The sequence below is a fragment of the Lactobacillus sp. ESL0791 genome, assembly GCF_029433255.1.
In the GTDB taxonomy this organism is placed as follows: Bacteria; Bacillota; Bacilli; order Lactobacillales; family Lactobacillaceae; genus Lactobacillus.
The window spans coordinates 518,921-542,643 of record NZ_JAQTHU010000001.1; the positions used below are offsets into that span (position 1 = coordinate 518,921).

The 23,723-nt window shown below is 37.2% G+C and carries 24 protein-coding genes; 19 read left to right on the forward strand and 5 right to left on the reverse strand.

Annotation, left to right across the window (positions count from 1 at the left end):
• The first annotated feature begins 67 nt into the window (after positions 1-67).
• The 7 genes from PT285_RS02495 (at position 68) to PT285_RS02525 (ending at position 6,374) form a co-directional block, all read left to right on the forward strand.
• Complete coding sequence (locus PT285_RS02495) at positions 68-523, forward strand: transposase family protein (RefSeq protein WP_277146803.1); 456 nt, start codon at positions 68-70, stop codon at positions 521-523.
• Complete coding sequence (locus PT285_RS02500) at positions 523-906, forward strand: transposase family protein (RefSeq protein WP_277147630.1); 384 nt, start codon at positions 523-525, stop codon at positions 904-906. The genes PT285_RS02495 and PT285_RS02500 overlap by 1 nt, the downstream gene beginning before the upstream one ends.
• 482 nt (positions 907-1,388) lie before the next feature.
• Positions 1,389-2,774: a bifunctional UDP-N-acetylglucosamine diphosphorylase/glucosamine-1-phosphate N-acetyltransferase GlmU gene (glmU, locus tag PT285_RS02505; protein ID WP_277147631.1), complete on the forward strand. Its 1,386-nt coding sequence runs from the start codon at positions 1,389-1,391 to the stop codon at positions 2,772-2,774.
• 144 nt (positions 2,775-2,918) lie between these two features.
• Positions 2,919-4,433 carry an SLAP domain-containing protein gene (locus PT285_RS02510; RefSeq protein ID WP_277147632.1) on the forward strand — a complete coding sequence of 505 codons (1,515 nt, stop codon included), beginning with the start codon at positions 2,919-2,921 and terminating at the stop codon, positions 4,431-4,433.
• A 194-nt stretch (positions 4,434-4,627) separates the two neighbouring features.
• Positions 4,628-4,963: a PTS sugar transporter subunit IIB gene (locus PT285_RS02515; protein WP_277147633.1), complete on the forward strand. Its 336-nt coding sequence runs from the start codon at positions 4,628-4,630 to the stop codon at positions 4,961-4,963.
• 85 nt (positions 4,964-5,048) lie between these two features.
• Positions 5,049-5,363: a PTS lactose/cellobiose transporter subunit IIA gene (locus PT285_RS02520; RefSeq protein ID WP_374211486.1), complete on the forward strand. Its 315-nt coding sequence runs from the start codon at positions 5,049-5,051 to the stop codon at positions 5,361-5,363.
• Positions 5,364-5,465: 102 nt separating this feature from the next.
• Positions 5,466-6,374: a N(4)-(beta-N-acetylglucosaminyl)-L-asparaginase gene (locus PT285_RS02525; RefSeq protein WP_277147635.1), complete on the forward strand. Its 909-nt coding sequence runs from the start codon at positions 5,466-5,468 to the stop codon at positions 6,372-6,374.
• A gap of 131 nt (positions 6,375-6,505) precedes the next feature.
• Here the strand turns inward: PT285_RS02525 and eis are convergent, their stop codons facing one another.
• From eis to PT285_RS02540, 3 genes are read right to left on the reverse strand one after another with little or no spacing between them, the layout of a single operon-like run.
• The gene (gene eis, locus PT285_RS02530; protein WP_277147636.1) at positions 6,506-7,690 is read right to left on the reverse strand and encodes an enhanced intracellular survival protein Eis; all 1,185 of its coding nucleotides are present in this window, start codon (positions 7,688-7,690) and stop codon (positions 6,506-6,508) included.
• Between the two features lie 27 nt (positions 7,691-7,717).
• A complete protein-coding gene (locus PT285_RS02535; protein ID WP_277147637.1) occupies positions 7,718-8,962 on the reverse strand; it encodes a PTS sugar transporter subunit IIC in 1,245 nt (414 codons plus the stop codon).
• A gap of 51 nt (positions 8,963-9,013) precedes the next feature.
• Complete coding sequence (locus PT285_RS02540; protein WP_277147638.1) at positions 9,014-9,724, reverse strand: GntR family transcriptional regulator; 711 nt, start codon at positions 9,722-9,724, stop codon at positions 9,014-9,016.
• Positions 9,725-9,940: 216 nt separating this feature from the next.
• On the opposite strand from PT285_RS02540, the gene PT285_RS02545 reads away from it, so the two are divergent.
• From PT285_RS02545 to PT285_RS02570, 6 genes are all read left to right on the forward strand, one after another.
• Positions 9,941-11,047, forward strand: coding sequence for a DUF871 domain-containing protein (locus tag PT285_RS02545; protein ID WP_277147639.1), 1,107 nt, complete (start codon positions 9,941-9,943; stop codon positions 11,045-11,047).
• A 216-nt stretch (positions 11,048-11,263) separates the two neighbouring features.
• A complete protein-coding gene (locus tag PT285_RS02550) occupies positions 11,264-12,220 on the forward strand; it encodes a haloacid dehalogenase-like hydrolase (protein ID WP_277147640.1) in 957 nt (318 codons plus the stop codon).
• Positions 12,201-13,511 (forward strand): PTS sugar transporter subunit IIC, encoded by a 1,311-nt coding sequence (locus PT285_RS02555; protein WP_277147641.1) that lies wholly within the window; start codon positions 12,201-12,203, stop codon positions 13,509-13,511. Before PT285_RS02550 ends, PT285_RS02555 begins: the two co-directional genes overlap by 20 nt.
• Before the next feature lie 11 nt (positions 13,512-13,522).
• The gene (locus PT285_RS02560) at positions 13,523-13,963 is read left to right on the forward strand and encodes a hypothetical protein (protein WP_277147642.1); all 441 of its coding nucleotides are present in this window, start codon (positions 13,523-13,525) and stop codon (positions 13,961-13,963) included.
• Positions 13,964-14,078: 115 nt separating this feature from the next.
• Positions 14,079-14,363, forward strand: a complete 285-nt coding sequence (locus PT285_RS02565) for a hypothetical protein (protein WP_277147643.1) — start codon at positions 14,079-14,081, stop codon at positions 14,361-14,363.
• 197 nt (positions 14,364-14,560) lie between these two features.
• A complete protein-coding gene (locus tag PT285_RS02570) occupies positions 14,561-15,310 on the forward strand; it encodes a GntR family transcriptional regulator (RefSeq protein WP_277147644.1) in 750 nt (249 codons plus the stop codon).
• Positions 15,311-15,383: 73 nt separating this feature from the next.
• Here PT285_RS02570 and PT285_RS02575 read toward each other — a convergent pair whose 3' ends face one another.
• Positions 15,384-16,832: a 6-phospho-beta-glucosidase gene (locus tag PT285_RS02575; RefSeq protein WP_277147645.1), complete on the reverse strand. Its 1,449-nt coding sequence runs from the start codon at positions 16,830-16,832 to the stop codon at positions 15,384-15,386.
• A 201-nt stretch (positions 16,833-17,033) separates the two neighbouring features.
• On the opposite strand from PT285_RS02575, the gene celB (PT285_RS02580) reads away from it, so the two are divergent.
• The 5 genes from celB (PT285_RS02580) to celB (PT285_RS02600) all read left to right on the forward strand — a co-directional run bounded on the left by celB (PT285_RS02580) (position 17,034) and on the right by celB (PT285_RS02600) (position 22,034).
• Positions 17,034-18,335: a PTS cellobiose transporter subunit IIC gene (gene celB / locus PT285_RS02580; RefSeq protein ID WP_277147646.1), complete on the forward strand. Its 1,302-nt coding sequence runs from the start codon at positions 17,034-17,036 to the stop codon at positions 18,333-18,335.
• 35 nt (positions 18,336-18,370) lie between these two features.
• Positions 18,371-19,078, forward strand: coding sequence for a MurR/RpiR family transcriptional regulator (locus tag PT285_RS02585; RefSeq protein WP_277147647.1), 708 nt, complete (start codon positions 18,371-18,373; stop codon positions 19,076-19,078).
• Between the two features lie 92 nt (positions 19,079-19,170).
• A complete protein-coding gene (yidA, locus tag PT285_RS02590) occupies positions 19,171-19,980 on the forward strand; it encodes a sugar-phosphatase (protein WP_277147648.1) in 810 nt (269 codons plus the stop codon).
• 96 nt (positions 19,981-20,076) lie between these two features.
• Entirely contained in the window at positions 20,077-20,583 is a 507-nt protein-coding gene (locus tag PT285_RS02595; RefSeq protein WP_277147649.1) for a PTS cellobiose transporter subunit IIA, read from the forward strand.
• 77 nt (positions 20,584-20,660) lie between these two features.
• Complete coding sequence (celB, locus tag PT285_RS02600; RefSeq protein ID WP_277147650.1) at positions 20,661-22,034, forward strand: PTS cellobiose transporter subunit IIC; 1,374 nt, start codon at positions 20,661-20,663, stop codon at positions 22,032-22,034.
• Positions 22,035-22,118: 84 nt separating this feature from the next.
• On the opposite strand, the gene PT285_RS02605 is transcribed toward celB (PT285_RS02600), so the two are convergent.
• Positions 22,119-22,313 carry an immunity protein gene (locus PT285_RS02605; RefSeq protein WP_277147651.1) on the reverse strand — a complete coding sequence of 65 codons (195 nt, stop codon included), beginning with the start codon at positions 22,311-22,313 and terminating at the stop codon, positions 22,119-22,121.
• 314 nt (positions 22,314-22,627) lie between these two features.
• On the opposite strand from PT285_RS02605, the gene PT285_RS02610 reads away from it, so the two are divergent.
• Positions 22,628-23,668, forward strand: coding sequence for a DUF871 domain-containing protein (locus PT285_RS02610; RefSeq protein WP_277147652.1), 1,041 nt, complete (start codon positions 22,628-22,630; stop codon positions 23,666-23,668).
• The last annotated feature ends 55 nt before the right edge of the window (positions 23,669-23,723 follow it).

Below are 23,723 nucleotides of genomic sequence, written 5' to 3' on the forward strand. Positions count from 1 at the left end.
TAGTAAATTTATTCTAACTAATCTATTTTATTTTGCGATAAAATACTTTCATGGAGTGTGAAGCCTAATGTTGTCCTATCAAGAAGACTTTAAAAATTTATCCGCTAAGGATTTTAAACAGTTAGTTGGTGTCAAACCTGCTACTTTTTCCGTTATGTGTGACCTGGTTAAGGCAGATTATGACCGCAGTCATGCGCATTATGGCCGTAAAAGCAAGGTTTCAATTGAAGACAAAGTCCTAATCATGCTTAAATACTATCGTGAATATATCACAATGAAGTCTTTAGCTGTCAACTTTCACTTAGCAGAATCAACTGTTCATGACATTATTACTCATACTGAAGAAGTTTTAATTAAAAGCGGCAAGTTCAACTTACCTGGTCGTAAACAACTGGTTGGCAGCGATATGGAGATTGATTATCTAATCGTTGATGGGACCGACTCACCAATTCAAAGGCCTAAAAAAAGCAAAAAGAATACTACACCGGTAAACATAAAAAGCATGCACTCAAAACGCAAATAGTGATTGCTGCCAAGACGATACAAATTATTGCCATTGCTTTTGCCAAAGGAGCAGTTCATGATTTCAAGTTATATCAAACTTCATTAGGTAAGAGAGTAATAGGTAACCACTGTATAATTGCCGACAGTGGGTATCAAGGAATTAAAAAATTACACTTTAACAGCACAACCCCAATTAAGAAATCAAAGAAACGGCCATTATCCAAGACAGATAAAGAGTTTAACCATGAATTATCAAAAGTCAGGATTAAAGTAGAACAAATTAATGCTAAGTTCAAGACATTTAAAATAATGGCAGAAAAGTATCGCAATCGGCGGAGAAGGTTTAAATTAAGAGCAAGCTTAATTTGTGGACTTTGTAATTATGAATTGTCACAATTCTAAAACAATTTTCGAAGAAGTCTAATATAGCAGTTCACTTCTTCTAAAACGTATCCTCACTATTACTAACGATTTGAGAACTACAATTATTAAATTTAAATAAGTAAATATATTGAAAAAGGTAATTAAATGGAAAATTTCAAGACAATTTTAAAAATGAAAACTTTCTGGGCATTGATTTTTTTGTGCTACTATTTGCTTATGGCATTATAATTCATGATAAAGGGCTAATCCTGTTATCAGTATTTTGGATTGCTATTGGCATATATGTTGTAGTAAATAAATTTATAAAAATTTTACACACAAAAAGACGGTAGCTTTAATTATCGCTTTTTTGTTCAACTTATTTTATAAGAATAAATTGGAAATGGACGAATAGCAGATTTAGTTGTAAAAAAATTGAACCAATTAATTCTGGAAGAGATGAAATGTAACTTAAATGTTATACTTGAATTTAGATTAAAATTGAGTAAGAGGTTGAATTAATGAAAAAATTTGTAGTTGTTCTTGCTGCCGGCAAGGGCACACGCATGAAATCCAAGCTGTATAAGGTTTTGCATGAGGTATGCGGTAAAACTATGGTTGAACACGTGGTTGGAGCAGCTCAGGGTGTGCAGCCGGATAAAATTGTCACGGTTGTCGGAATGGGTGCCGAAGAAGTTGAACAGGTGCTCAAAGGTAAGTCAGACTTTGCCTTTCAGAAAAAGCAGCTTGGTACCGGCGATGCCGTGATGACTGCCAGCAAAAAGCTTGCGGGGCAAGCGGGGGCTACCTTGGTGATCACGGGTGACACACCTCTGTTTACCAGTGCTACTTTGCAAAATCTATTTGAATATCACCTTAAAAAGGGCAATGCGGCGACGGTTTTGACGGCGGAGGCGCCCGCCCCTTTGGGTTATGGACGCATTATCCGTGATGATCAGGGCAACGTTTTGCGAATTGTCGAACAAAAAGACGGCAATAGCGAGGAATTAAAAGTTAAGGAAATTAATACCGGTGTTTTCTGCTTTGATAATGAAAAATTGTTTGCGGCTCTACCTCATGTTGGTAATAGCAATGCTCAAGGCGAGTATTACCTAACAGACGTTTTGGAAATATTGCGTACTCAAGGTGAGCGTGTTGGTGCTTATAAGATGCCAGACTTCAGTGAGAGCCTTGGTGTTAATGACCGCTTGGCGCTGGCTCAAGCCACTAAAATTATGCAAAAACGAATTAATGATGAACATATGCGTATGGGTGTTTCCTTTGCTGACCCAGAAACGGCTTACATTGATACTGATGTCAAAATCGGCAGTGACACAATTATTGAGGGCAACGTTGTGATTAAGGGCAAAACGATGATTGGCAGCAACTGTTACATTACTGCCGGTTCTCGAATTGTTGACTCGAAAATCGGTGACAACGTGACGGTTACCTCGTCCACAATTGAACAATCCCAGATGGACAACAACAGTGATGTGGGCCCGAATTCGCACTTACGTCCGAATTCACTGATTGGTGACGGTGTCCATATCGGTAATTTTGTTGAAATTAAGAACGCCAAGATTGGTGCCAATACCAAAGTGGGCCATCTGACCTATGTCGGTGATGCCACTTTAGGTAAGGACATTAATATTGGTTGCGGAACAATTTTTGCCAATTATGACGGTGTAAAAAAAGATCATACGACGGTTGGCGACCGTTCCTTTATCGGTTCTGGATCAACTTTGGTTGCACCGGTGAAAATTGCTGATCATGCCTTTATTGCTGCTGATTCAACGATTACTAAGGATGTTGCCAGATATGACATGGCAATTGCACGCGGCCGTCAGATTAACAAGGCGGATTATTGGCATAAATTACCGCTTTCTCAAAATGATGACTGGAAATAATAAATAAGGTCTAGCTTTAATTATCTAGATTACCTATAATATAAATAACGATTATTAAAAATATTTTATTAATGTGATACATTGATGAAATGTTTTTTGATTATAATAGAAATAAACGATGTTAATTTTATGTGAGGTTAATTTATGAAAAAGAAGCGTAAGCTAATCATGTTATCTGTTGCGGCTTTGCTGGCTATTGATCCCGTGATTACTATAACTAAAAATGTTGGTGTTACCGTGCAGGCAGCAGATGATAAAAAAACGTCTGCAAAGGGAACGATTAAATTGAACCGTAATGCCTATGTTTATGACAAAAACGGTAAGAGGCTGTCTACCTACATGGGGAGTAAGGAAAATACCTTGATCGGCAAGGGCGTAAGTTTGAAGTATGCCGAGCCGCCGGTGTCAATTGATGGCACAAGTTTTTATAATATTGGCGGCGGTGCCTATGTGAAAGTAGCTAATGTCGGTTATGTGGACGGCAAAGCGTTTAATTATAAAGCCGCTACTGCCAAGTTAAAACGTAATTCCTATATTTATGATGGCGACGGCGACACAACCAAGCAGGTTTTGAAAAAGAAACTCACGATTTCTGTTGACCAGCTAAAATATATTGGCAACAACCTTTACTACCGTATTGCTGACCAAAAGAACCAGTTTGTCAAAGCCAATAATGTTGGTTCTGTCTCGAAAAAATTAAAACCGGTGAATTCTAAACCAGTGACCATTGCAGTTGCAACGTTGACGCATAATGCCTATATCTATGATGGCAACGGTAAAAGTCTTAATAAAAAAATTGCCAAAAATAAGCAGGTGACAGTTGATCAGCTCAAGTACATTGACAGTAAGTTGTATTACCGGATTAAAGACAAAAATTACCCTGGGGACGATCAGTGGATCAAGAAAAATAATATTGGCGTTGTAACCGGTGATAAAATTGAACCAATTAACAATAAGCCGGTCGTTGATCCCAAGACCACGGTTGTGACGTTAGGCAACAAGGCCAATGTTTATTCCGACAAGGGTAGCAAGCAAAAAATAAATACTTTAGCGAAAGGGACACAGACACGTGTGACGGAGTTAAGGTACATTTGGTTGCCAAACAAGAATGAAGCTGATTTATTCTATAAGATGGCCAATAATAAAAATGGTTATCTCAGAGATATAGATATTAGTGATGTTCAAGGTGTGAGACTGGTTCCGGTAAATACCCAGGAAGAAGCTAAGAATGATGTTACGATTGCCACAACAGCAGATAAGCAGCCTTTACAAGTAGCACTAGATCATGGTAACGATGTTAAGAAGAGTGATGCCTATCTGCTGTCTGCTAAATCATTACAAGAACCGTTTGACACTGCCCTGACAGCTGCCAATAGTGCCAACATTGGGGCTAATACAACCTTATCTGATATCAAGCAAGCGATTGATAATTTGAACGAAGCGGAAAAGGCCTTAGACGGTAAAAAGATTCAGGTTGCTGATTTAAATAATTTGACCGTAGATGAGGCAAACCAAATTATTAAATTGGCAGCAGCAGTTAATGGCGTTGATGCGAGTGCGGTCAAATTTACCAATAATAACAGCAATTTAACAATTACAAATGCCAATGGCTTTGCTAAGGATTTAAATGTTGCTGATTATGCAGTTGCTAAACAATAATATGCGTGATTGCTAATTTTTTCTTGAGTTTTCTTTACATTATGGTAATCGATAAGGGCAAATGGGTGTTAAAAAGAAAACTAAAGTTTTTATAAGATCATTTACAATTTAGTGTAAGCACTTTATAATTTGACTTATAAATAATTTATGTTGTCTTATCTTTGGTGGGATAACGCTTAGGAGGAATTTTTATAATGGCTGAAAAAACAATAATGCTTAATTGTAGTGCGGGAATGAGTACATCACTTTTGGTAAGTAAGATGCAAAAGGCTGCTGAAGATGAAGGAGCTGACTATAAGATTTTTGCTTGTCCTGCAGCAGACGCTTCTCAGCATATTGAACAGGAAGAAATTGACTGCGTTCTTTTAGGGCCGCAAGTTAGTTACATGAAAGGCGACTTTGAAAATAAAGTAAAAGGCGCTGGTAAAGACGGTAAGGATATTCCGTTGGCAGTCATTAATATGCAAGATTACGGCATGATGAAGGGCGACAAGGTCCTTAAGCAAGCTGAAGATCTGATGAACGGCTAATTTGTAAGAGAGAAATTTTATGGCAGACGAAAAAAAGACAGATAAAAAAGAAAAGACGCCTGAAGAGCAAGAAGAAGCTACTTTAATGGCCGCGATGGGCTTGATTGCTAATGGTGGAAATGCTAAAAGTTTAGCATTTGAAGCGATTAGATTAGCTAAAAAGGGTGATATTGAAGGCGCGCGTGCCAAATTAAAGGAGTCCGATGCTTCTTTGCTTGAGGCGCATAATTCACAAACTGGAATGCTGACTGAAGAAGCGCAGGGCCACCACATGAATGTTACCCTGCTTGTAGTGCACTCACAGGATCACTTGATGAATGCAATTACGTTTAGGGATTTAGCTGGTGAGATGGTTGATTTGTATGAAAAATTATACCAATCTGGCAGTTTGAAGAAATAAGATATTTTCATTTAAGTGAAGATATACATAAATAGATTGTTTACGTGAAAATGTGACAATCTATTTTTTTCTAAAGAAAGAAGTCAAGGAGATAAAATAATTATGACATGGGGAACAATTGCAACGTGGCGCATGGCTGCTGAAGGCATTAATGAAGCTAGTAAATTGCTGAAGGGTAAAGGCACAGCAGACGATGCAGTAGAAAAATTAGTTAAGACGGTTGAAGCCAATCCGCTCTATAAGTCAGTCGGCTATGGCGGCTTGCCGAACGAAGAAGGCGTGGTGCAGATGGACGCAGCGTTTATGGACGGCGACACGATGGCTCAAGGCGCGGTAGCCGCAATTGAAAATGTCTTGCACGCAGTTTCGGTGGCCCGACTGCTCAGTCATCAGCATTATAATAGTTTTCGTGTTGGCGCTGGGGCAACGAAGTTCGCCCAATTAAGCGGCTGTGAAATGACCAATATGCTGACTGCAAAAGCTAAAACGGAGTGGCAGGAGAAGCTGCAAAAAGAAAAAAACGAAAAGATGTCTTCTTATAATGGTCATGATACTGTCGGGGCGATTACGCTTGATCAGCAGGGCTCGATGGCCGCAGCGACCTCGACTTCCGGTTTATTTATGAAAAAGGACGGCCGTATTGGCGACTCACCTTTGTCTGGATCAGGTCTTTATGTGGACAGCGAAGTAGGCGGAGCTGCTGCAACCGGCTTAGGCGAAGATATTATGAAGGGCTGTTTATCGTATGAAATAGTACGGAAAATGGCTGAAGGATTATCGCCGCAAGCGGCGTGTGACCAAACGGTTTATCCTTTTGTGCACAAACTGAAGAAGCGCTATGGTCGAGTAGGCGAAATTTCTTTAATTGCTTTGAACAAGCAGGGACAGTGGGGAATTGCAACTAACGTTGAATTTACTTTCTGTGTTGCAACTAGTAATGAGGAAGAAAAGATTTTTATGGCTAATCCTGGAGTTGATGATACAACTGTGATTTCTACGGTAAGGCAATAATCCACAACAATTTTTTCTTGAAAGATGATAAATCTTTACGATTGAGACAACAACTTTTGATCAATTTGCTCTAATTATTACAAAAAAGCTAAGTAGTATCGCTTAGCTTTTTTGTAATATTATTTATATATTTAAAAATAATCAGTAATTTCAGGTGGGGTTTTTATTAATATTTGTGATAATTCCTGAATAGTTTCTTTTTTTATTGAAGTTTTACCAACCTTTGAAATATTACTAATCTTTTCGCTCCCAAATAGCGCCTTGGTTAATTCTTGAATAGAAATTTTTTCAGTCAAATCTGTTGAAAGATCATTAAGCTTGTTAACTTTTACTGTTCCATTGGTAGAGGATATTTGCCAAATGCCAGAATTTTTTTCTAAATTTTTATCTTCAATTTTTAACCGAATAGGGTTAAAGTTTTTCTTCTGGTATGGATATTTTAGTAAAAAGTTTTTAATATTAATAATTCTTACCATCATGTAAGGAACAATTTCAGCCTTTAAGTTGCTTGGATTAGCTAAAAAATCTCCGTGATAAACGGGATCCGGCGAATCCCAGACAAATTTAAAAACTGTATTTTTATGATTAAAGATAAATGCTAATAAATTTTCAAAAGCAGAGTTAGTTAAATAAATAAATTCTTTAACAATTAACTTTGATGAGGTTATTTCATAAATTACGTAACCTTCTGCTTCTTTTTGTTCATTAAAATAAAGACATACATACCAATTATTTTTAATGGTTAAATATTCCCACCACCATGATGCACGGATTAATCCGCCTTTTAGGCCTTTTTGAGCATATAAAGAATAAAAGTTAGAAACTTGTGACAAATAGTTTTTAAGATAGCCTCGTACTAGTTTCCCATTCTTATTATTGGGCTTAAAATTTGGAATATCTTTATTTGAAAGAGAATACTGAAGGTGATTAAATACTTGCTCATAACCAAGTCGTCGATAATATTCATATGAAAAGGGTGCAAGATATGACAAAGTTATGTTATTTTTTTCCATATCCTCTAATGCGTTTTGGAGCAATTTGGTTGCACTCCCCATGCCAGCATTCTCTGGTGCAGTTGCAACATCACCAATTCCATTCATTAAATATTGCACGCCATGGAAATCAACTTTAAATGGAAGACTATATAACGCACTAATTAATTGCGATTTTTGCTTAATTCCATAAACTAGCCCATGTTTGCAACGATCATAAAAAAAACTTTGTCGGATGGGTGTATCTTCTGCATTAAAAGCATAAAGGTAAAGATGATAAAACTTTTCAATATCGGTTGTAGTATTTAAACGGTAATTAGACATTTATAGTTTCTCCGAATAATAAAAACATCATTTTTCTGGTGCAGTGCTTTCTTTTGCAATCATTTGTTTCTCTGCGACCTTAAAGAAAGGAAAATACATTACGCCAGCGATAACTAATTCTATTGCAGACCAAACTGCCGCACGCCAATCCCAGCCAGTTGCCATTAATGGGCCAAGAATTGGCGGCATTGTCCAAGGAACCATTGCTGATGGAGCGGAAACCCAACCAATGCTGATTACGATATATGAAAGGGTAGCTAGAACTAGCGGAACCAATATAAATGGAATCATTGTAATTGGGTTCATAACAATTGGAAATCCAAAAATCACTGGTTCATTGATTTCAAAAAGTGCACTTGGGAAAGCCAAGCGGCCTAATTCTTTATAGGTTTTACTCTTACTGAATAACATTAGAATAACTAATGTGATAGTGGCACCAGTGCCGCCAACATTAACAAATAAACTAGAAAAACCGGATGATGTAATATAAGGCAGCGGTTGATGATGTGCGTATGCAATTCCATTTGCAGTTAAAAATTGAAGAAATATTGGATCAGCAATTCCTTCTAATGTCATATCACCATGAATACCGCAAACCCATAATAGGCTGACAAGTAATGTGTAAACCAGGATTCCTGGTAATGAATTTAAGGCGAACAATAACGGGTGAAAGACAGCTTGAATTACCTGTTCAACATCAATTCCGAAAGGAACGCGAATTAACCAAAATAAAACTAAGATTACAAACCCAGGTAATAATGCAACAAAGGAATTAGAAACAGCGCTAGGAACACCGTCAGGTAATTTAATTACAAAATTTCGCTTGATAAACCAATTAAAAATTGATACAGAAACAAATGCTGTGATAATTGCAGTAAATAGCCCGGATGAAGAAAAGTTGTTAACGTCAATTTGATATTTATTGTTAAAAGAAAGAATAATAAATGCCATAGTTGACAGTCCAGCACCCGTAATTGGATCAAGTTTCAATTCTTTTGCGAGCTCATAGCCAATGCCAATAACGGCTATAAGAGAAATGATACCAAAAGATCCGTTAACTGCTACATTTATCCAATTTTGATATGGCTTGATAAAATTTGACCATGCAGGGATTGGAATATTACCCAGTATCAAAAAAATACTCCCACTAATTATTGGTGGCAAAGTTAAAACTAGCCCATTACGAACAGAAACCAAATACTTGTTATTACCGATCTTAGTCATTGGTGGAATAACATATTTTTGTAGCCAATTCATAAATTTATTCATCATAATATAATTCTCCTTACTTTCCTACAAAAATAATTTTAAAAACTAGTACGGTTAATTGTTTAAACCAATATTTTTTGTATGATAATATAAAATTAGATCATCATCGGCAAAAAAGGTTCTTGAAAAGTTGAATACGACACCGCCTGATAAATAATTAATTGCATCTAGGTATAAAACTTTTTCATTTTTGTCCTTTTTTAATAAATTGGTGTAGTACTCACTTACATTTCCGATTTGAATGTAGTCTTCAGAAGTTTCACCAACAATTTTGTATGTATCATACAAGAAATTAAAGACTGAACCGTAAACACTTTTTTCTGTTAATAATGGAACAACGCTGCGTGGAAAGTAGGATTCCTCTAGGTCATATAATTGACCTTTGAAATACCGCAAGCGAATTAATCTGTATATTTCAGTTCCTTCGTCAATATTGCCACGTTGTGCTAATTCATTATTTGCATGAATAATATCAAATTTAATAACTTTTGATTTTAATGCATTTTCCGAATAATCGTCATTCTTTTCAAAAATAAGTGATAAGTTCAAAACTTTTTTTGATTTTAACGGACGCTTAATCACATAATAACCACTTCCTCGTACTCTTTTAATCATTCCATGAGTAAAAACAATATCTAATGCTTTACGCACTGTATGACGACTTACGTGATATTTTTCTCCTAATTCCTTTTCGGTAGGTAATTTATCAGTGTATTTTTCGTCTAAAATGTTTTTGATAATACTTTCAGCAATTTTTTGGTACATCTTGGGCCCATCCTTTTAGTAAAACGTTTATTATTTGTACCTACAAATAATATTAATCCATATAAATTTAAAATGCAATAAAGCGTTTGCCTTTTTTTGACTAAAATTGGCCTAATAAATAGCTTGATTAAATATTCTTGGGAATTCTTTTATAGCATAATTATTCGTGGTATTATAAATTTGTAGGTACTAATTATTTTGAAAAAGAGAGAAAACATGAGAGAACTAGGAATATCCATTTATCCAGATCAGAGTGATTTCGAGCAAGACCAAAAGTATTTAACTTTAGCTAACAAATATGGTTACAAACGCGTTTTTACGTCGCTTTTGCAGTTAGTTGGCAGCAATGGCGAAAATTTACTGGAAAGATTTAAAGAAGACATCAATTATGCCAATATGTTAGGTTTTAAGACCATTGTTGACATTAATCCTAAATTATTTAAAGAACTGAAAATCAAGTATGATGATCTTAGCTTTTTTGCTGATTTAAAAGTCTGGGGACTGCGTCTAGATGAAGGTTTTAGCGGGATGGAAGAAGCTGCAATGACGCACAATCCATATGGGTTAAAAATTGAATTGAATATGAGCAGCGGGACAAATTATTTGGATAGCATCATGGCCTTTTCGCCAAATATTGATAATTTGATAGGCTGTCACAATTTTTATCCACAAGAATTTACCGGCTTAGCAGAGAACTACTTTTTTGAATATTCACAAAAATACCGCAAGTATGGCTTGCATACCGCTGCATTTATCACCGCTAAGGACGCACCTCTTGGTCCGTGGCCTGTTCATGAAGGTCTGCCGACGATGGAAAGTGACCGCAAGCGAAATATTTTTAGTCAAGTGACGCATTTGCGGTTAAGTAAGATGATTGATGACGTGATTATCGGTAATGCGTTTGCAAGTGAAACGGAACTTGCTGCAGCTGCAGAGGCTTTTAATAGTTCTTATCCAGTATTAGGAATTAATTTTGCACAAGAAATAACGGACTTAGAGCAGACGATTTGCCTGAAAGAGCCACACCTTTATCGCGGGGATGCCTCGGAATATTTACTGCGTGATACTATACCGCGTGTAACTTATGCTGATAAAGAAATTCCAGTCCGTAAGAGCGCTGTTTCCACTTTTCAGCGCGGCGATGTTGTCATAGTTAATGAGGAATATCCCCGTTACAAAGGCGAGATGCAGATTGTGTTAAAGCCAATTCCTAACGATGGTCGGCGCAATCTGGTCGGTAAAATTCGACAGGATGATCTGGACTTGCTGACTTTAATTAAGCCTTGGTCCACGTTTATTCTGAAAGAAAATAAAATTAAATAAACCAATCAAAAAAGTTGCTGAATTCTATCTTGAAGTCAGCAGCTTTTTTGGTGCGTCCAATGTAAATTGCTCCTTGCCAGATTTATAAATGGTAATAACCAATTATTTTTCGTAATTTCTTATTTTTAAGTTGACATTTATTTTGAAAGCGCTAAACTAAAATTGGTTATAACCAATTTAGAAATAATTTTAGATTATTAAAGAAGGAATAGACTTATGAAAAGACTGTTAGATTTAGCAGGACAAGATTTTATTAATTTATCTAAAATAGAATTAAAGCAGGCGATTTTGGCTTCTGAAGGACGGGTAATTTGCGCTGAAAATGTCCCTACGAGTCAGCCATATTTAGGGGCAACCGTGTCGAATGCGGAAATTGAAAAAGCTGCCGGAGCGGACTTATTATTGTTTAATGCATTCGATATTTTTAATCCCAAAATCCAAGGGATTCCGCAAGCTGAAAAGATTCAGACGCATCCCATTCAGTGGCTTAAAAAAGCATTGTGTCGGCCGATGGGACTTAACTTAGAGCCGATTGATAATCAAGCATCAATGCTTGAAAGTCGTTTTGAAATTCCATTGGGCCGAAGATTATCGGTTGAAACTTTAAAACAAGCTGAAAAGTTAGGTTTTGACTTTATTTGTCTCACAGGTAATCCTGCAACTGGTGTTTCTAATAAATCTATCTTAGCGAGCATCAAGTTATGCAAGGAAAACTATAACGGCTTGATTTTTGCAGGAAAAATGCATGGTGCCGGTATCTCTGAGGAGATTATGAATCTTGATATTGCTAAACAGTTTGTGAAAGCAGGCGTTGATGTCTTGCTTGTTCCAGCACCGTATACTGTTCCAGGATTTATGGTCGAAGATTTACGAGAAATTGTTCGCTGGATCCGTAATTACAACCAAGGAAAAACGATTGAAGAAAAGGTCTTAGTGATGGCTGCTAACGGTACTAGTCAGGATTCAAGTGATCCGTTGACAATCAAAAAGATTGCCTTAACGGCTAAAGAATGCGGTGTGGACATTCAGCATATCGGTGATTCGATGACCGGGATAGCTTTGCCACAAAATATTTATGCCTTAGGAGAAGCAATTCGGGGTTACCGACACCAGATAACGATGATGTCACGTTCAAATTATAGAGGGGTAGAGTATGATGGCGAAGAAAAGTAAATTTTCAGATATTATAAACAACAAGATTATTCCTTTTGCTATGAAAATAGCTAATTTTAAATTTGTCGGTGCCATTCGTGATGGCTTTGGGTCCATTCTACCGCTGATTTTAACAGGTTCCATTTTCTTAATAGTTATTAACTTCCCGGTATTACTGCATTTCGATGGTACGATGGCTCATATTTTTGGGCCGGAATGGTCAGTTAAACTTAATTATGCAGTTAACGGAACGTTTAACTTGATGGGCCTAGTAGCGGCAATGTCGATTGCGTATTTTTATGCGAAGTCTTGGAAGCTGGATCCAGTCGGCCCAGCGATCGCCAACTTGGCAGCTTTTGTGGTAACGATTCCTGCCACCAAGGATTTGGGCATCCCGTTATCTGAAACGGGCAGTTTAGGCTTATTCGTGGCGATGATTTTTGCTTACATTAGTGTTCGCATTTTCAAGTTTATGAGCGATCACCACGTAGAAATTAAAATGCCAGAAACGGTTCCGCCCGCAGTTGCTAAATCCTTTTCTGCAATGTTTCCGACGATCGTTGTAATTATTATTACTTGGCTTGTCAGACTATTTGTTGAGGCCATGAACTGGGGCAGTATCAATGCCATCATTCAAAAGGTTCTGGGAATTCCGTTAATGAAGGTTACTGGCGGCTACTTGGGTGGCTTAGTCTATGTCTTGACCGTTCATTTGTTATGGTGTGTCGGAATTCACGGCGGCAATGTTGCCAACTCCATTATGAGCCCAATCTTTCTTGCACAATTAGACCAAAACCGTAAGGCTTTTGCTGCACACATGGCTTTACCGAATATCATTACTGATTCATTTTGGGTATTTGTTCATATTGGCGGTTCTGGCATGCTTTTAGCCCTTGCATTATTAATGCTATGGAAATCAAAGAGTGCCCAAAATAAAGAAGTTGCTAAATTAGGAATTGTGCCCACCATCTTCTCTGTCAACGAACCAATTATGTTTGGTTTACCGGTGATAATGAATCCAATCATGCTGATTCCTTACGTGCTTTCCGTTGTAGTTGCCTTTACAATTGCCTACTTTTCAATGAAATTCGGCATTGTTCCGAAAACTAATGGGATCGTTATTCACTGGACTACACCTATTTTTGTGAGCGGTTATCTGGCGACCGGTAGTTTCCGCGGTGTCTTATTACAGTTAGTTAATCTCTTAGTATCAATGGGCATTTACTTCCCGTTCTTTAGAAAATATGACCAGACGCTTTATGAACAAGAGCAGGCAAAAGCCATGGAAAAGGATATGGCGACAACTGAGTAGGTTTTAAATAAATGAAATTTAAGTATTTGGGTACAGGGGCAGCCGAGAGAGTTCCGGCAATATTTTGTAATTGTTCGATCTGCAGAAATGCGCAGCTTAAAAAGGGACGTGAAATTAGAACCCAAGCACAAGCTGTGCTTGATGATGGTCAAATATTACTGGACTTTCCTGGTGATAGCTATTTACACAAATTGACTGAAGGAATTAATTTTAATGAAATTGAACATTTGCTGATCACGCATTGGCACTCTGACCATTTTTATGGTGAAGATCTTGCCTATCGCATGTCAGAATACGGGCAAAATCTTTCAAAGAAACTAACCATTTATGGAAGTGTCTTTGTTAAGCAGTTTTTTGACCGGGCTTTGAATTTGGAAAAGATGAATGAACCAGACCGGCTTGAGTTTCAAGTGGTTAAGCCCTACCAGAAATTTTTAATTTCTCAATTATGAGGTTTACCCGCTTCCGGCTGTTCATGGGCATAATCAAGCTGATTGCTTAGTCTATGCAATTAAAGATATAATCTCTGCTAAGACAATTTTTTATGGTCATGATACGGGATATCCGATGCAGGAAGTAATTAATTATTTAAAAAGTGAAAAGTTAAAATTTTCTTTAGTGTCAATGGACTGCACGGTTCAAGTTAGGCCAACAATCAAGGTTCATATGAATTGGTTTGAAGATCTGAAATTTAAAAGCGAATTGATCGAAAATAAGTTAGCAGATGAAAAAACGATTTTTGTTGCGAATCATTTCTCTCATAATGGTGGGAAAACTTATCAGGAAATGAGCGAATTAAGTTCGCGTTATCAGATAGTCACTTCTTATGATGGCTTGGAATTAAATTTTTGATTGAAGACAGAATGGAAAAATATGCTAAGATAATTGCAATAGTTTTGATTATTTGCTGCTGTCAATTGAATATTTAGAAAGAAGAAACATAGAGGTTTTTGATTGATATTAGCGACTTTTAATTTAAACGAAAAACAATTTGCGAAAGGTGAAAGTTTCTTTCTAGTCAACTTCTATGTTTAATATTGTGAATAAACTTGGTTAAATTTGTTGATAATAATTCGGATAAACCGCTGTATGATCAATTGAAAAATTTGTTGGAAGAAAAGATCATCACCGATTATCACTGTGGTGAATTACTACCCACCGAAAGAAAATTAGCTTTATCTTATGATGTCAGCCGGACAACTGTGCGGATTGCCCTGCAAAAGTTAGCACAAGAGGGCTTGGTTGAGCGAATCCAGGGCAAGGGGACAGTCGTTTCCAATTTTAAAAAAATTCAAAAAATCAATGCAACGCAGAGTAATTTTGCTAAACAGATGCTTGAACAGCAGAAAAAGCCTAGGATGAAGCTGCTTAAAGTAGAACTTGCAAAATATACTAAAGAGCTGGAACATGATTTCTATATGAATTCTGAAAACGAGCTGCTTAAGGTGGAACAGCTGTATTGCGGCGATGATATTCCAGTTTTATTTGAGAAGACCTATTTTGCATATGACAAATTTAAGAAAATTGATCTTACAGTCTTTGAAAAAAAGTCTACTGAAGAAGTAATCACTGAAGGATACAGTTCGGAAGCAATCTTTGTGTATGATAAACTGGATATTGTTTCTGCGCCTTCAACTAGGCTGATTAGGAAACTGCAGCTAAAAAAGAGCTGTCCTTTGCTTAAGATTGAACGCAAATATCTAAATCAGATGAATGAACTGATCAGTTTGATTTACAGTTGGGCACGCCCAGATATGTACAGTTACAATGTGATGTATCGTAAATATAATAATGAATAATTAAATAAACCGGTCAAAAAAAGCTGCTGAACTTCTATCTTGAAGTCAGCAACTTTTTTACTGTTCAATTATTTTAGTCTAGATCAGTTCCATTTGACTTGATCACTTTTTTGTACCAGTAAAATGAATCTTTCCGTGACCGTTTCAGAGTACCTTCACCCGCGTCATTTTTGTCGACATAGATAAAGCCATAACGTTTGTCCATCTGTCCGGTTCCGGCGGAAACAAGGTCAATTGGGCCCCATGGCAGATAGCCCATTAGGTCAACTCCATCAATGGCAACGGCCTTCTCCATTTCTGAAATGTGTTTTCTTAGGTAGTCCACACGGTAATCATCGTGAATTGAACCATCCTTTTCAACCTTATCAAAAGCGCCCAAGCCGTTTTCAACAATGAATAATGGTTTATGGTAACGGTCGGTTAAGTGATTCAAGGCAATTCGCAGGCCAACAGGATCAATTTCCCAGCCCCAATCACTGCGCTCAAGAGTTGGGTTGACTGCAATTGCTTTTGCTAAGTCACTCAATTCATCGGGTTTAACTTTTTCAGCTGAAACAGTGGTTGTTTGGTAGTAGCTGAAGGAAACATAGTCAACTGTTCCTTCTTTTAATACGATGCGATCTTCATCGGTAATATCAAGACGGTAGCCTTTGCGTTCGATGTAAGCTTCAACCGCACGCGGATACTCACCAAAGACATGGACATCTGAGAACCAATCACGTCCCTGTTCGAATTTGTCGGCCAGCAAAACATCTTCTGAAGATGGAGTTAAAGGCCGAACCGGTGAATAGTTAATCATGCAGCCGATTTGGAAGTCAGGATTAATTTTATGGCCAACTTTAACGGCTAATGCGGAAGCAACTAGTTCATAGTGTGCAGCTTGGTACATTGCTGCTTCTTTTTCTTCATCAGTCATTCCCTTTTTGAATAAAATACCGGAATTGGTGGCCATTGAAAAATCATTACTGTAGTTAGCCTGATTGTCGATTTCATTGAAGGTCATCCAGTATTTAACCTTGTTCTTGTAACGCTTGAAACAAACGGTTGCAAAGCGGAGGAAGAAATCGATCACCTTGCGGTTGGTAAAACCGTTGTACTTTTTGGCTAAATGGTAAGGCATTTCAAAGTGTGCCAAAGTGATTACAGGTTCGATGCCATATTTATGGCAAGTGTCAAACAAGTCATCGTAAAATTTTAAGCCGGCCTCGTTAGGTTCTTGATCATCACCATTAGGAAAAATTCTTGTCCATGCAATTGAAGTTCTAAATGCTTTAAAGCCCATTTCTGCCATTAATTTGATGTCTTCATCATAATGATGATAAAAATCAATCGCAGAATGGTTAGGATAGTTCTTACCCGGCAGGACGCCATCCGTAATTTCTCTTGGCTTGGTTGCCGAACCAACGGTCATTACATCTGCCATTGATACGCCTTTGCCGTCAACATTCCACGCACCCTCAAGCTGATGTGCTGCAACGGCGCCACCCCAAAGAAAGCCTTTTGGCATTTTTGCTGAATACATTATTAAGTCTCCTTTATATAAAAAATTTATTATCATCCAACACCCATATTATAAAGCAATCTTATTGAGAAAGCGGTTAATATTTCGTTAAATTTGAAACATGTTTCAAAAAAACTATTGATTTTATGAAACATAGTGCTAATATCATCTGTAAGCGATTGCGATGTTCGTAATTGTAAATTTATAGATGGGGGTATTTAGATGAAAAAGAAAAAAGGAAGCAGCTTCCTTAATGAAAAGCTAATACCGTTTTTCAACAAAGTCTCTAGTGCCAGACACATGGTTGCATTAAGAGACGGAATGACGGCAGCCGTACCGATGATTATCATTGGTTCAATTTTCATGATCATTGGTCAATTTCCATGGCCATGGTATTTGAATTTAATGTCACATACATTTAATCCTCATTGGACTGAAGTGGTGCAATATATTACTAACGCGTCATTTAGTATTATGGGCTTAATAGCTGTTGCTGGTATTTCATACAGCTTGGCGAAAAGTTATAAGGATATTGATGCTTTTTCAGCAATGATTGTGGCAATAGCAGCCTATATTTTGACGATTCCAATGCAAAAGGTCGGCGAGGCTGGTCAATTAACGATACCTTTAGGGCAACTTGGTTCAGCAGGTCTTTTTACAGCAATGTTAGTTGGCTTGTTTGTAACTGATTTGTATGTTTGGATGATGCATAAAAATTTGGTATTTAAAATGCCAGATTCAGTACCGCCGGCAGTCAGCAATTCATTTGCTGCACTGTTTCCGGGCGCAATTTCGTTATTTGTCGTTTGGCTAATACGTATAGGTGTTGAAGCAACGCCGATGAAGAGTATCCCTAACGTGATTACTTTCTTCTTACAGGAGCCGATGAGTAAGATCACTAATACATTAGGTGGTGCGATCATCATTGAATTAGTCGTATGTATTCTTTGGTTCTGTGGTATCCATGGTGCTAATGCGATAGCTGGAATTATTGATCCAATTATGTATGCCGCGTTAGCAGCTAATTATACTGCTTTTAAAGCTCATCAAGCTGTTCCTAATATTGTTACTAAGACATTTTTTGATAATTTTGTTCGAATCGGTGGCTGTGGCGCAACCTTAGGTTTTGTTATCTTAATGGCATTCTTTGCAAAAGATAAAGAAATGAAGGCAATTGGTAGATTGTCGATTGGACCAGCAATTTTTAATATCAATGAACCAGTTATTTTTGGTGTGCCAATTGTCTTGAACTACAGAATCGCGATTCCTTTTGTTGTAGCTCCTGTGGCTAATATCATCACGACTTATACGGCAATGAAGATGGGCTGGGTTGCAAAAACGATTGGAATTTACCCGCCATGGACAACACCGGCGCTTTTGTCTGGTTTTCTGGCCACTGGGCATATTTCTGGTAGCGTTATGCAGCTGTTTAATATTATAATGGATACATTAATTTATTATGGTTTCTTCAAGAGCATGGATCGTGCTAAACTAAAGGAAGAAATGGAAGCTGAAAAGCCATAAATTATAATATTGAACTAAAGGACTAAGTATTGCGAATGAAGCAGAAATTAACGGCAACCCAATTACGAATTTATAACTATATTGTAGCTAATAAAGATAAAGTTAAGGATATAACTTTGCGCAATTTGGCCGGTATTTTACAGGTTTCGCCCGCTTCTGTTGTTCGCACACTGAAAACTTTGGGTTACAAACACTATTTTGATTTGCAAAATGAAATCAAAATCGAGCTTAAAAGAAATAAAGTGGTTGACGATATTACTTATCAGGCACAATATTATTTTGACCAGGATTTCTTGATAGATTATGACCAAAAAATCGCGAGTTTTAAAAAGATTGCTGACCAGACTAAAGATTTTATCTTTTTTGGTATTGGTACATCTGGTGACTTGTGCGACTATGGTGCGCGTCAATTTGTTAACAACGGACGCAATGCGTTTGCAATTGATGATCCATATTATCCGATTATTTTAAGTCGCGATTCTTACCAGAATAAAACGGTGATTGTGTTATCGGTCAGCGGTGAAGGCCAACCAACAATCGAACAAGTGAAAAATTTTCGGAAGCAAGGTGCTCAAATTGTTAGTATTACTAATGAAGAAGACAATACCATTGCCAAGCTTTCAGACTTAAATTTTTCTTATCATTTGGAGTATAAGATTATCGGACAGACGATTAATTTAACGACACAAATTCCAGTCGTCTATTTGCTGGAGCGATTGTCACGTGCTTTGCAGTATAAGTAAGAATAAAATAGAAAATGCCATAGGGATTAGGTTCTCTATGGCATTTTGCTGGTATAGTAAAATTAATTAGGTTAGATATTAGGGACTTTTATATGGCAGAGATAAAATTAATTGGCATTGATGTAGATAATACTTTAGTTAATGCGAAGAAAAAGATAGCGCCTCAAGTCAAAGACGCAATTTTTGCGGCTCAGCAGCGGGGCATCAAGGTGGTTATTTGTACTGGCCGCTCACTTTCTGGTACGCAGCAGTATTTGAAAGAGTTGGGAATGACCGAAAAAGAGGATCAGTACATCGTCGGTTTTAACGGCGCAGTGGTTGAAACAACTAATGGAAATGAAATTTTTGCGCAGCAGTTAAGTTATGAAAATTATCTTGATTTGGAACGAATTGCACGTGAAGCCAAGCTGCATTTTCAGGCGGTGGGCGCAAATCGAATTTACACTGCTAATCGTGATTTGGGTTATTATACGGTTTATAATTCGCGAGTTGTGAAGATGGGCATTTCTTACCGGACTAAAGAAGAGATGGCAAATTTGCCGATTTATAAGTGTATGTATCTTGATCCCCCGGAACATTTAGATAAATTTGTCAAAAGCTCTTTGTTTAAAGACGCGATGGATAAGGCTGATTTGACTAGAACTGAGCCGATTTATTTAGAGGCGGTGACAAAGGGCATTAATAAGGGCACAGGTTTAGCAGCATTATGTTCGCATTTAGGCTTAAGTGCTGAAAACGTCATGACGATTGGCGACGAAAGCAATGATATTTCCATGCTTAAATATGCTGGCTGTGGTGTTGCGATGGGCAATGCTGTACCTGATGTTAAAAAAGTAGCTGATATGGTGACGGCTGACTGTGAGCATGCCGGTGTAGCAAAAGCAATCAAAGAAATATTATGATTTGAAAACGCTATATTTACTTTGCCTGTTTTTGAAGTTAGAATTTATTAGGATTAAGATTAATGAATTGGAATAATTATGAAGGACAGAAGAAAAATGAGCAAAACGCACGAAGCGCAACTAAAAGAGGTTGAACGTAAAAAACATGAAGACAGCGTCAAATATCTGTATTTTAGCAGGTATCTTTTCCTAAGATATATGGTGGTTCTATTTTTATTTACGAATTTGTTTTGGCTGTTTATTTCTTTAGGATATAACTGCTTGCTAGGAGATATTGTCGCGGGCAGTATGACCATTTATTCTGGTGTTGCAGCGATTGAACAGTTAAGCAAGATGCATAACCATAAACTTGATGTGCCGATTACGAGAATATATTTTTGGGTGCAGATAGTTGTGAATGTTATTTTACTTTTGCTTACTGTGTCACCGTTAAAATTGAAGCTCTTTCCGTTCTTAAATAATAAGAACGCCACATTCTTGTTAATCGGCTTTTTGCTGATCGGAATAATAATATGTGTCTTATGTGAGCTTAAGATTCGTAAGATTAACAAAAATATTGATCGGTATGCCCACGTAATAAAAACCTTCGAAAACGCAAAATAAACTTTAATTTGTAAGCGTTTCGATGTATAATCTTATTATTAAGTTATTATTTGTTATTTTTGTTGTGGGAGGTTAATATGTCAAAGGCAGAAGGAAAGCCAATGAAAGATCGAATTGCTGAAATAGCGGGAAGGTTTGCGGCTACGCGTTTTGTACGTGCAATTATGGACGCGGGCTATAGCGTTATTACATTTTCGATTGTCGGGGCTATATTTTTAATTTTGACGGTTTTGCCATCAGCATTTCCAATACCAGGATTTGCCGCATGGTATGCAGGTACTATTGGTCGTTTTACTAATTTATTTCAGGCTGTTTATAACGCAACAATGGGAATCTTAGCATTAGTCTTTTCAGGAACGTTTGCGTATTCATACACGAGAATTTATCGAACTGAGGAGCACCTTGATTTAATTCCTGTTAATGGTTTAATGATGTTCTTAATGGCATTCTTCATTACAGTTCCTGAATTAGTCTGGAAGAATGGCTCAATCCAATTTGTTACGCTGTTTACGAAGGATAAGCTGCTTGCTGGTGGTTACCAATCAGCGGCGATTGGCGGAATTTATCGGATTGGCGCTGTAGGAATTTTTACTGGATTAGTTATTGCGTGGTTAACAGTGCAAATTTATCGTTATACAGTTAAACATAACTGGCGCATTAAGATGCCTGAATCGGTACCGTCAGGTGTTGCTAACTCTTTTAGTGCATTGATTCCAGGATTTTTAATTGCTGCAATTGTTGCTGCGATAAATTTAATATTGGTAATGATGGGGACAGATCTATTTAAGGTTTTGTTTATTCCATTTTCGTTTATTAGTAATATTACAGATACCTGGTGGGGCTTCTTAATCATTATTTTCTTGATTCACTTTTTATGGTGGTTTGGAATCCATGGGGCGACGATTATTAGTTCCTTCTATACACCAATTGTTATGGCAAATATGCAGGCTAATGCTAATGTACAGATAAGAGCTCACCACTTTTTTGCCGGTGAAATTATGAATGCTTTTATTACAATTGGTGGTTCTGGTGCTACGCTTGGCTTGGCAATTTGGTTGTTGCTGCGTGCTCGCTCGGTTCAGTTGAAAGAAATTGGTAAGGTAGAGATTGTACCGGCAATTTTTAACATTAACGAGCCAATTCTGTTTGGGTTGCCGATTGTTTATAATATTGATTTGTTAGTTCCGTTTATTGGTGCACCGCTTGCATCAGGAATTGTTACTTTTTTAGGTATTTCCTCGGGCTTAGTTCCAATAATCAAAGTACAACAACCATGGCCGACGCCAGTTGGTCTTAATGGGTTCATTGCCACCACTAGTTGGCAAGGGGCAGTACTTTCTGTTGTTTGTGCAGTTGTGGCATTCATAGTTTGGTATCCGTTTATCAAACATTACGACAACGTATTATTGAAGAAAGAACAAGCAGCTGAGGCTGAAATTAAAGCTGAATAATATGGATAAAAATCCATCGTAATTAAAAAAATCCTGTTTATAAGTATTAAAACTCATAGCAGGATTTTTAATTTGCAAAAAATATTAATATCCGTGAAAGATGAGTGTTATTCCACCCATAAAGAATATAAAACCTAAGAATAAACCGCTCCAAAGTGCCACTAAGATAAAATTACTATTTGTTCCGTGCTTTTGCAGGCCTTTAAATGCTTTGTAAGTTGCATAAAATTCCCAAATACCTAGTAACATAGCGACAATTCCAGCAATTGTTTCCCACATAAAATGGACCTTCTTTCTTGCTAACGATTTTGAGAATGATTATATAGCCAAAATTATTATTTGTAAAGAAAATATTTCAAAATTGGTATAAACCTATTTTTACTTATAAAAAAAGAATAATTTAAATTTAATTTGAATTGGTATAGTAAATTAACTATAATAAATTTGTTCAACAAAAATAAGTTATGAGTTGAACATGATTTCTCACTTATGAAAAAATAAATCTAATTTTTTATAAAAATATTGAAAAATTTTTTCTAATAAGATATAATGTAAGCGAATTCATAAATTAGAATATGAATTAAGGAGGTAATATGTTAGGCTTTTCTGTATATCTTAACAGGACTTTGACAGCTGCAGATTATGATTACCTGCTCATGATGCGTAATGCCGGATTTACAACTGTGTTTACGTCGCTTCACATTCCCGAAAACGATCCTAATTTAGTTCTGCAATATTTGGCGCAGTTAACCAAGTGGTGTAAGGAGCTCGATCTAGCAGTTGTGGCGGATGTGTCTGAAGCTGGATTGAATAATTTAGGTGTGGCTATTGAAAATTCAGAGCAAGTTGCATCCTTAGGATTAACGGGATTGCGCATTGATGCTGGGGTTGACTATCAAACTGTGGTGAAGCTATCGCGGATGATGCCGATTGCTTTGAATGCCAGCACGATTACTGAAGAAAATATTAATGCTTTGAAAACTTTTAATGCTGATTTTGCTAATCTTCAGGCTTGGCACAATTATTATCCTCGTCCTGAAACCGGCTTAGACGCTGCTTGGCTGAAGGACAAAAATGCTTGGCTTCATCATTTTGGATTGCAGACAATGGCTTTTATTGCAGGTGATGCTGAAAAACGGGGTCCAATTTATGCGGGCCTGCCAACACTAGAAAAACATCGTTATTTCAATCCGCTAGCGGCAATGCTGGAACTAAAGGCTTGGGGCTGTGACCACGTATTTGTGGGAGATGGCGCGTTAACGAGTAAAGCAGCAGCTAATTTCACAGATTATCTTGAAAAGGGAGCGTTGACACTACATCTTGAAAACGATCTGCCGAAATTATCTGCCAATACCTGGCATAATCGACCGGATGTTGCTCGGGATGTGGTGCGACTTGAAGAGGGTCGAGCTAGACAGCTTTTTTCTACCATGCCGCAAGAAGACCCACAGCCGCGACCGCGGGGAACCGTGACTTGTGACAATAAAAAGTATTTACGTTATCAGGGTGAACTACAGATTGCCAAGTACGCTCTTCCTCCAGATGAAAAAGTCAATGTTATCGGTCATGTGGTTAAAAAAGATTTACCCCTGCTAGATTTCATTGACGCTGGAACAGAGGTGATTTTCAAGTAAAAAAGCAAATAAAAGTGAAAGAAACATTAAAAAAGAGGTGGGTAAGCTAATTGGG

Bases quoted from the DNA above. Each gene is read 5' to 3' on its own strand.
- PT285_RS02495 (WP_277146803.1), top strand. From the start codon at position 68: ATGTTGTCCTATCAAGAAGACTTTAAAAATTTATCCGCTAAGGATTTT.
- glmU (WP_277147631.1), top strand. From the start codon at position 1,389: ATGAAAAAATTTGTAGTTGTTCTTGCTGCCGGCAAGGGCACACGCATG.
- PT285_RS02510 (WP_277147632.1), top strand. From the start codon at position 2,919: ATGAAAAAGAAGCGTAAGCTAATCATGTTATCTGTTGCGGCTTTGCTG.
- PT285_RS02515 (WP_277147633.1), top strand. From the start codon at position 4,628: ATGGCTGAAAAAACAATAATGCTTAATTGTAGTGCGGGAATGAGTACA.
- PT285_RS02520 (WP_374211486.1), top strand. From the start codon at position 5,049: ATGGCCGCGATGGGCTTGATTGCTAATGGTGGAAATGCTAAAAGTTTA.
- PT285_RS02525 (WP_277147635.1), top strand. From the start codon at position 5,466: ATGACATGGGGAACAATTGCAACGTGGCGCATGGCTGCTGAAGGCATT.
- eis (WP_277147636.1), bottom strand. From the start codon at position 7,690: ATGTCTAATTACCGTTTAAATACTACAACCGATATTGAAAAGTTTTAT.
- PT285_RS02535 (WP_277147637.1), bottom strand. From the start codon at position 8,962: ATGATGAATAAATTTATGAATTGGCTACAAAAATATGTTATTCCACCA.
- PT285_RS02540 (WP_277147638.1), bottom strand. From the start codon at position 9,724: ATGTACCAAAAAATTGCTGAAAGTATTATCAAAAACATTTTAGACGAA.
- PT285_RS02545 (WP_277147639.1), top strand. From the start codon at position 9,941: ATGAGAGAACTAGGAATATCCATTTATCCAGATCAGAGTGATTTCGAG.
- PT285_RS02550 (WP_277147640.1), top strand. From the start codon at position 11,264: ATGAAAAGACTGTTAGATTTAGCAGGACAAGATTTTATTAATTTATCT.
- PT285_RS02555 (WP_277147641.1), top strand. From the start codon at position 12,201: ATGATGGCGAAGAAAAGTAAATTTTCAGATATTATAAACAACAAGATT.
- PT285_RS02560 (WP_277147642.1), top strand. From the start codon at position 13,523: ATGAAATTTAAGTATTTGGGTACAGGGGCAGCCGAGAGAGTTCCGGCA.
- PT285_RS02565 (WP_277147643.1), top strand. From the start codon at position 14,079: ATGCAGGAAGTAATTAATTATTTAAAAAGTGAAAAGTTAAAATTTTCT.
- PT285_RS02575 (WP_277147645.1), bottom strand. From the start codon at position 16,832: ATGTATTCAGCAAAAATGCCAAAAGGCTTTCTTTGGGGTGGCGCCGTT.
- celB (WP_277147646.1), top strand. From the start codon at position 17,034: ATGAAAAAGAAAAAAGGAAGCAGCTTCCTTAATGAAAAGCTAATACCG.
- PT285_RS02585 (WP_277147647.1), top strand. From the start codon at position 18,371: ATGAAGCAGAAATTAACGGCAACCCAATTACGAATTTATAACTATATT.
- yidA (WP_277147648.1), top strand. From the start codon at position 19,171: ATGGCAGAGATAAAATTAATTGGCATTGATGTAGATAATACTTTAGTT.
- PT285_RS02595 (WP_277147649.1), top strand. From the start codon at position 20,077: ATGAGCAAAACGCACGAAGCGCAACTAAAAGAGGTTGAACGTAAAAAA.
- celB (WP_277147650.1), top strand. From the start codon at position 20,661: ATGTCAAAGGCAGAAGGAAAGCCAATGAAAGATCGAATTGCTGAAATA.
- PT285_RS02605 (WP_277147651.1), bottom strand. From the start codon at position 22,313: ATGTGGGAAACAATTGCTGGAATTGTCGCTATGTTACTAGGTATTTGG.
- PT285_RS02610 (WP_277147652.1), top strand. From the start codon at position 22,628: ATGTTAGGCTTTTCTGTATATCTTAACAGGACTTTGACAGCTGCAGAT.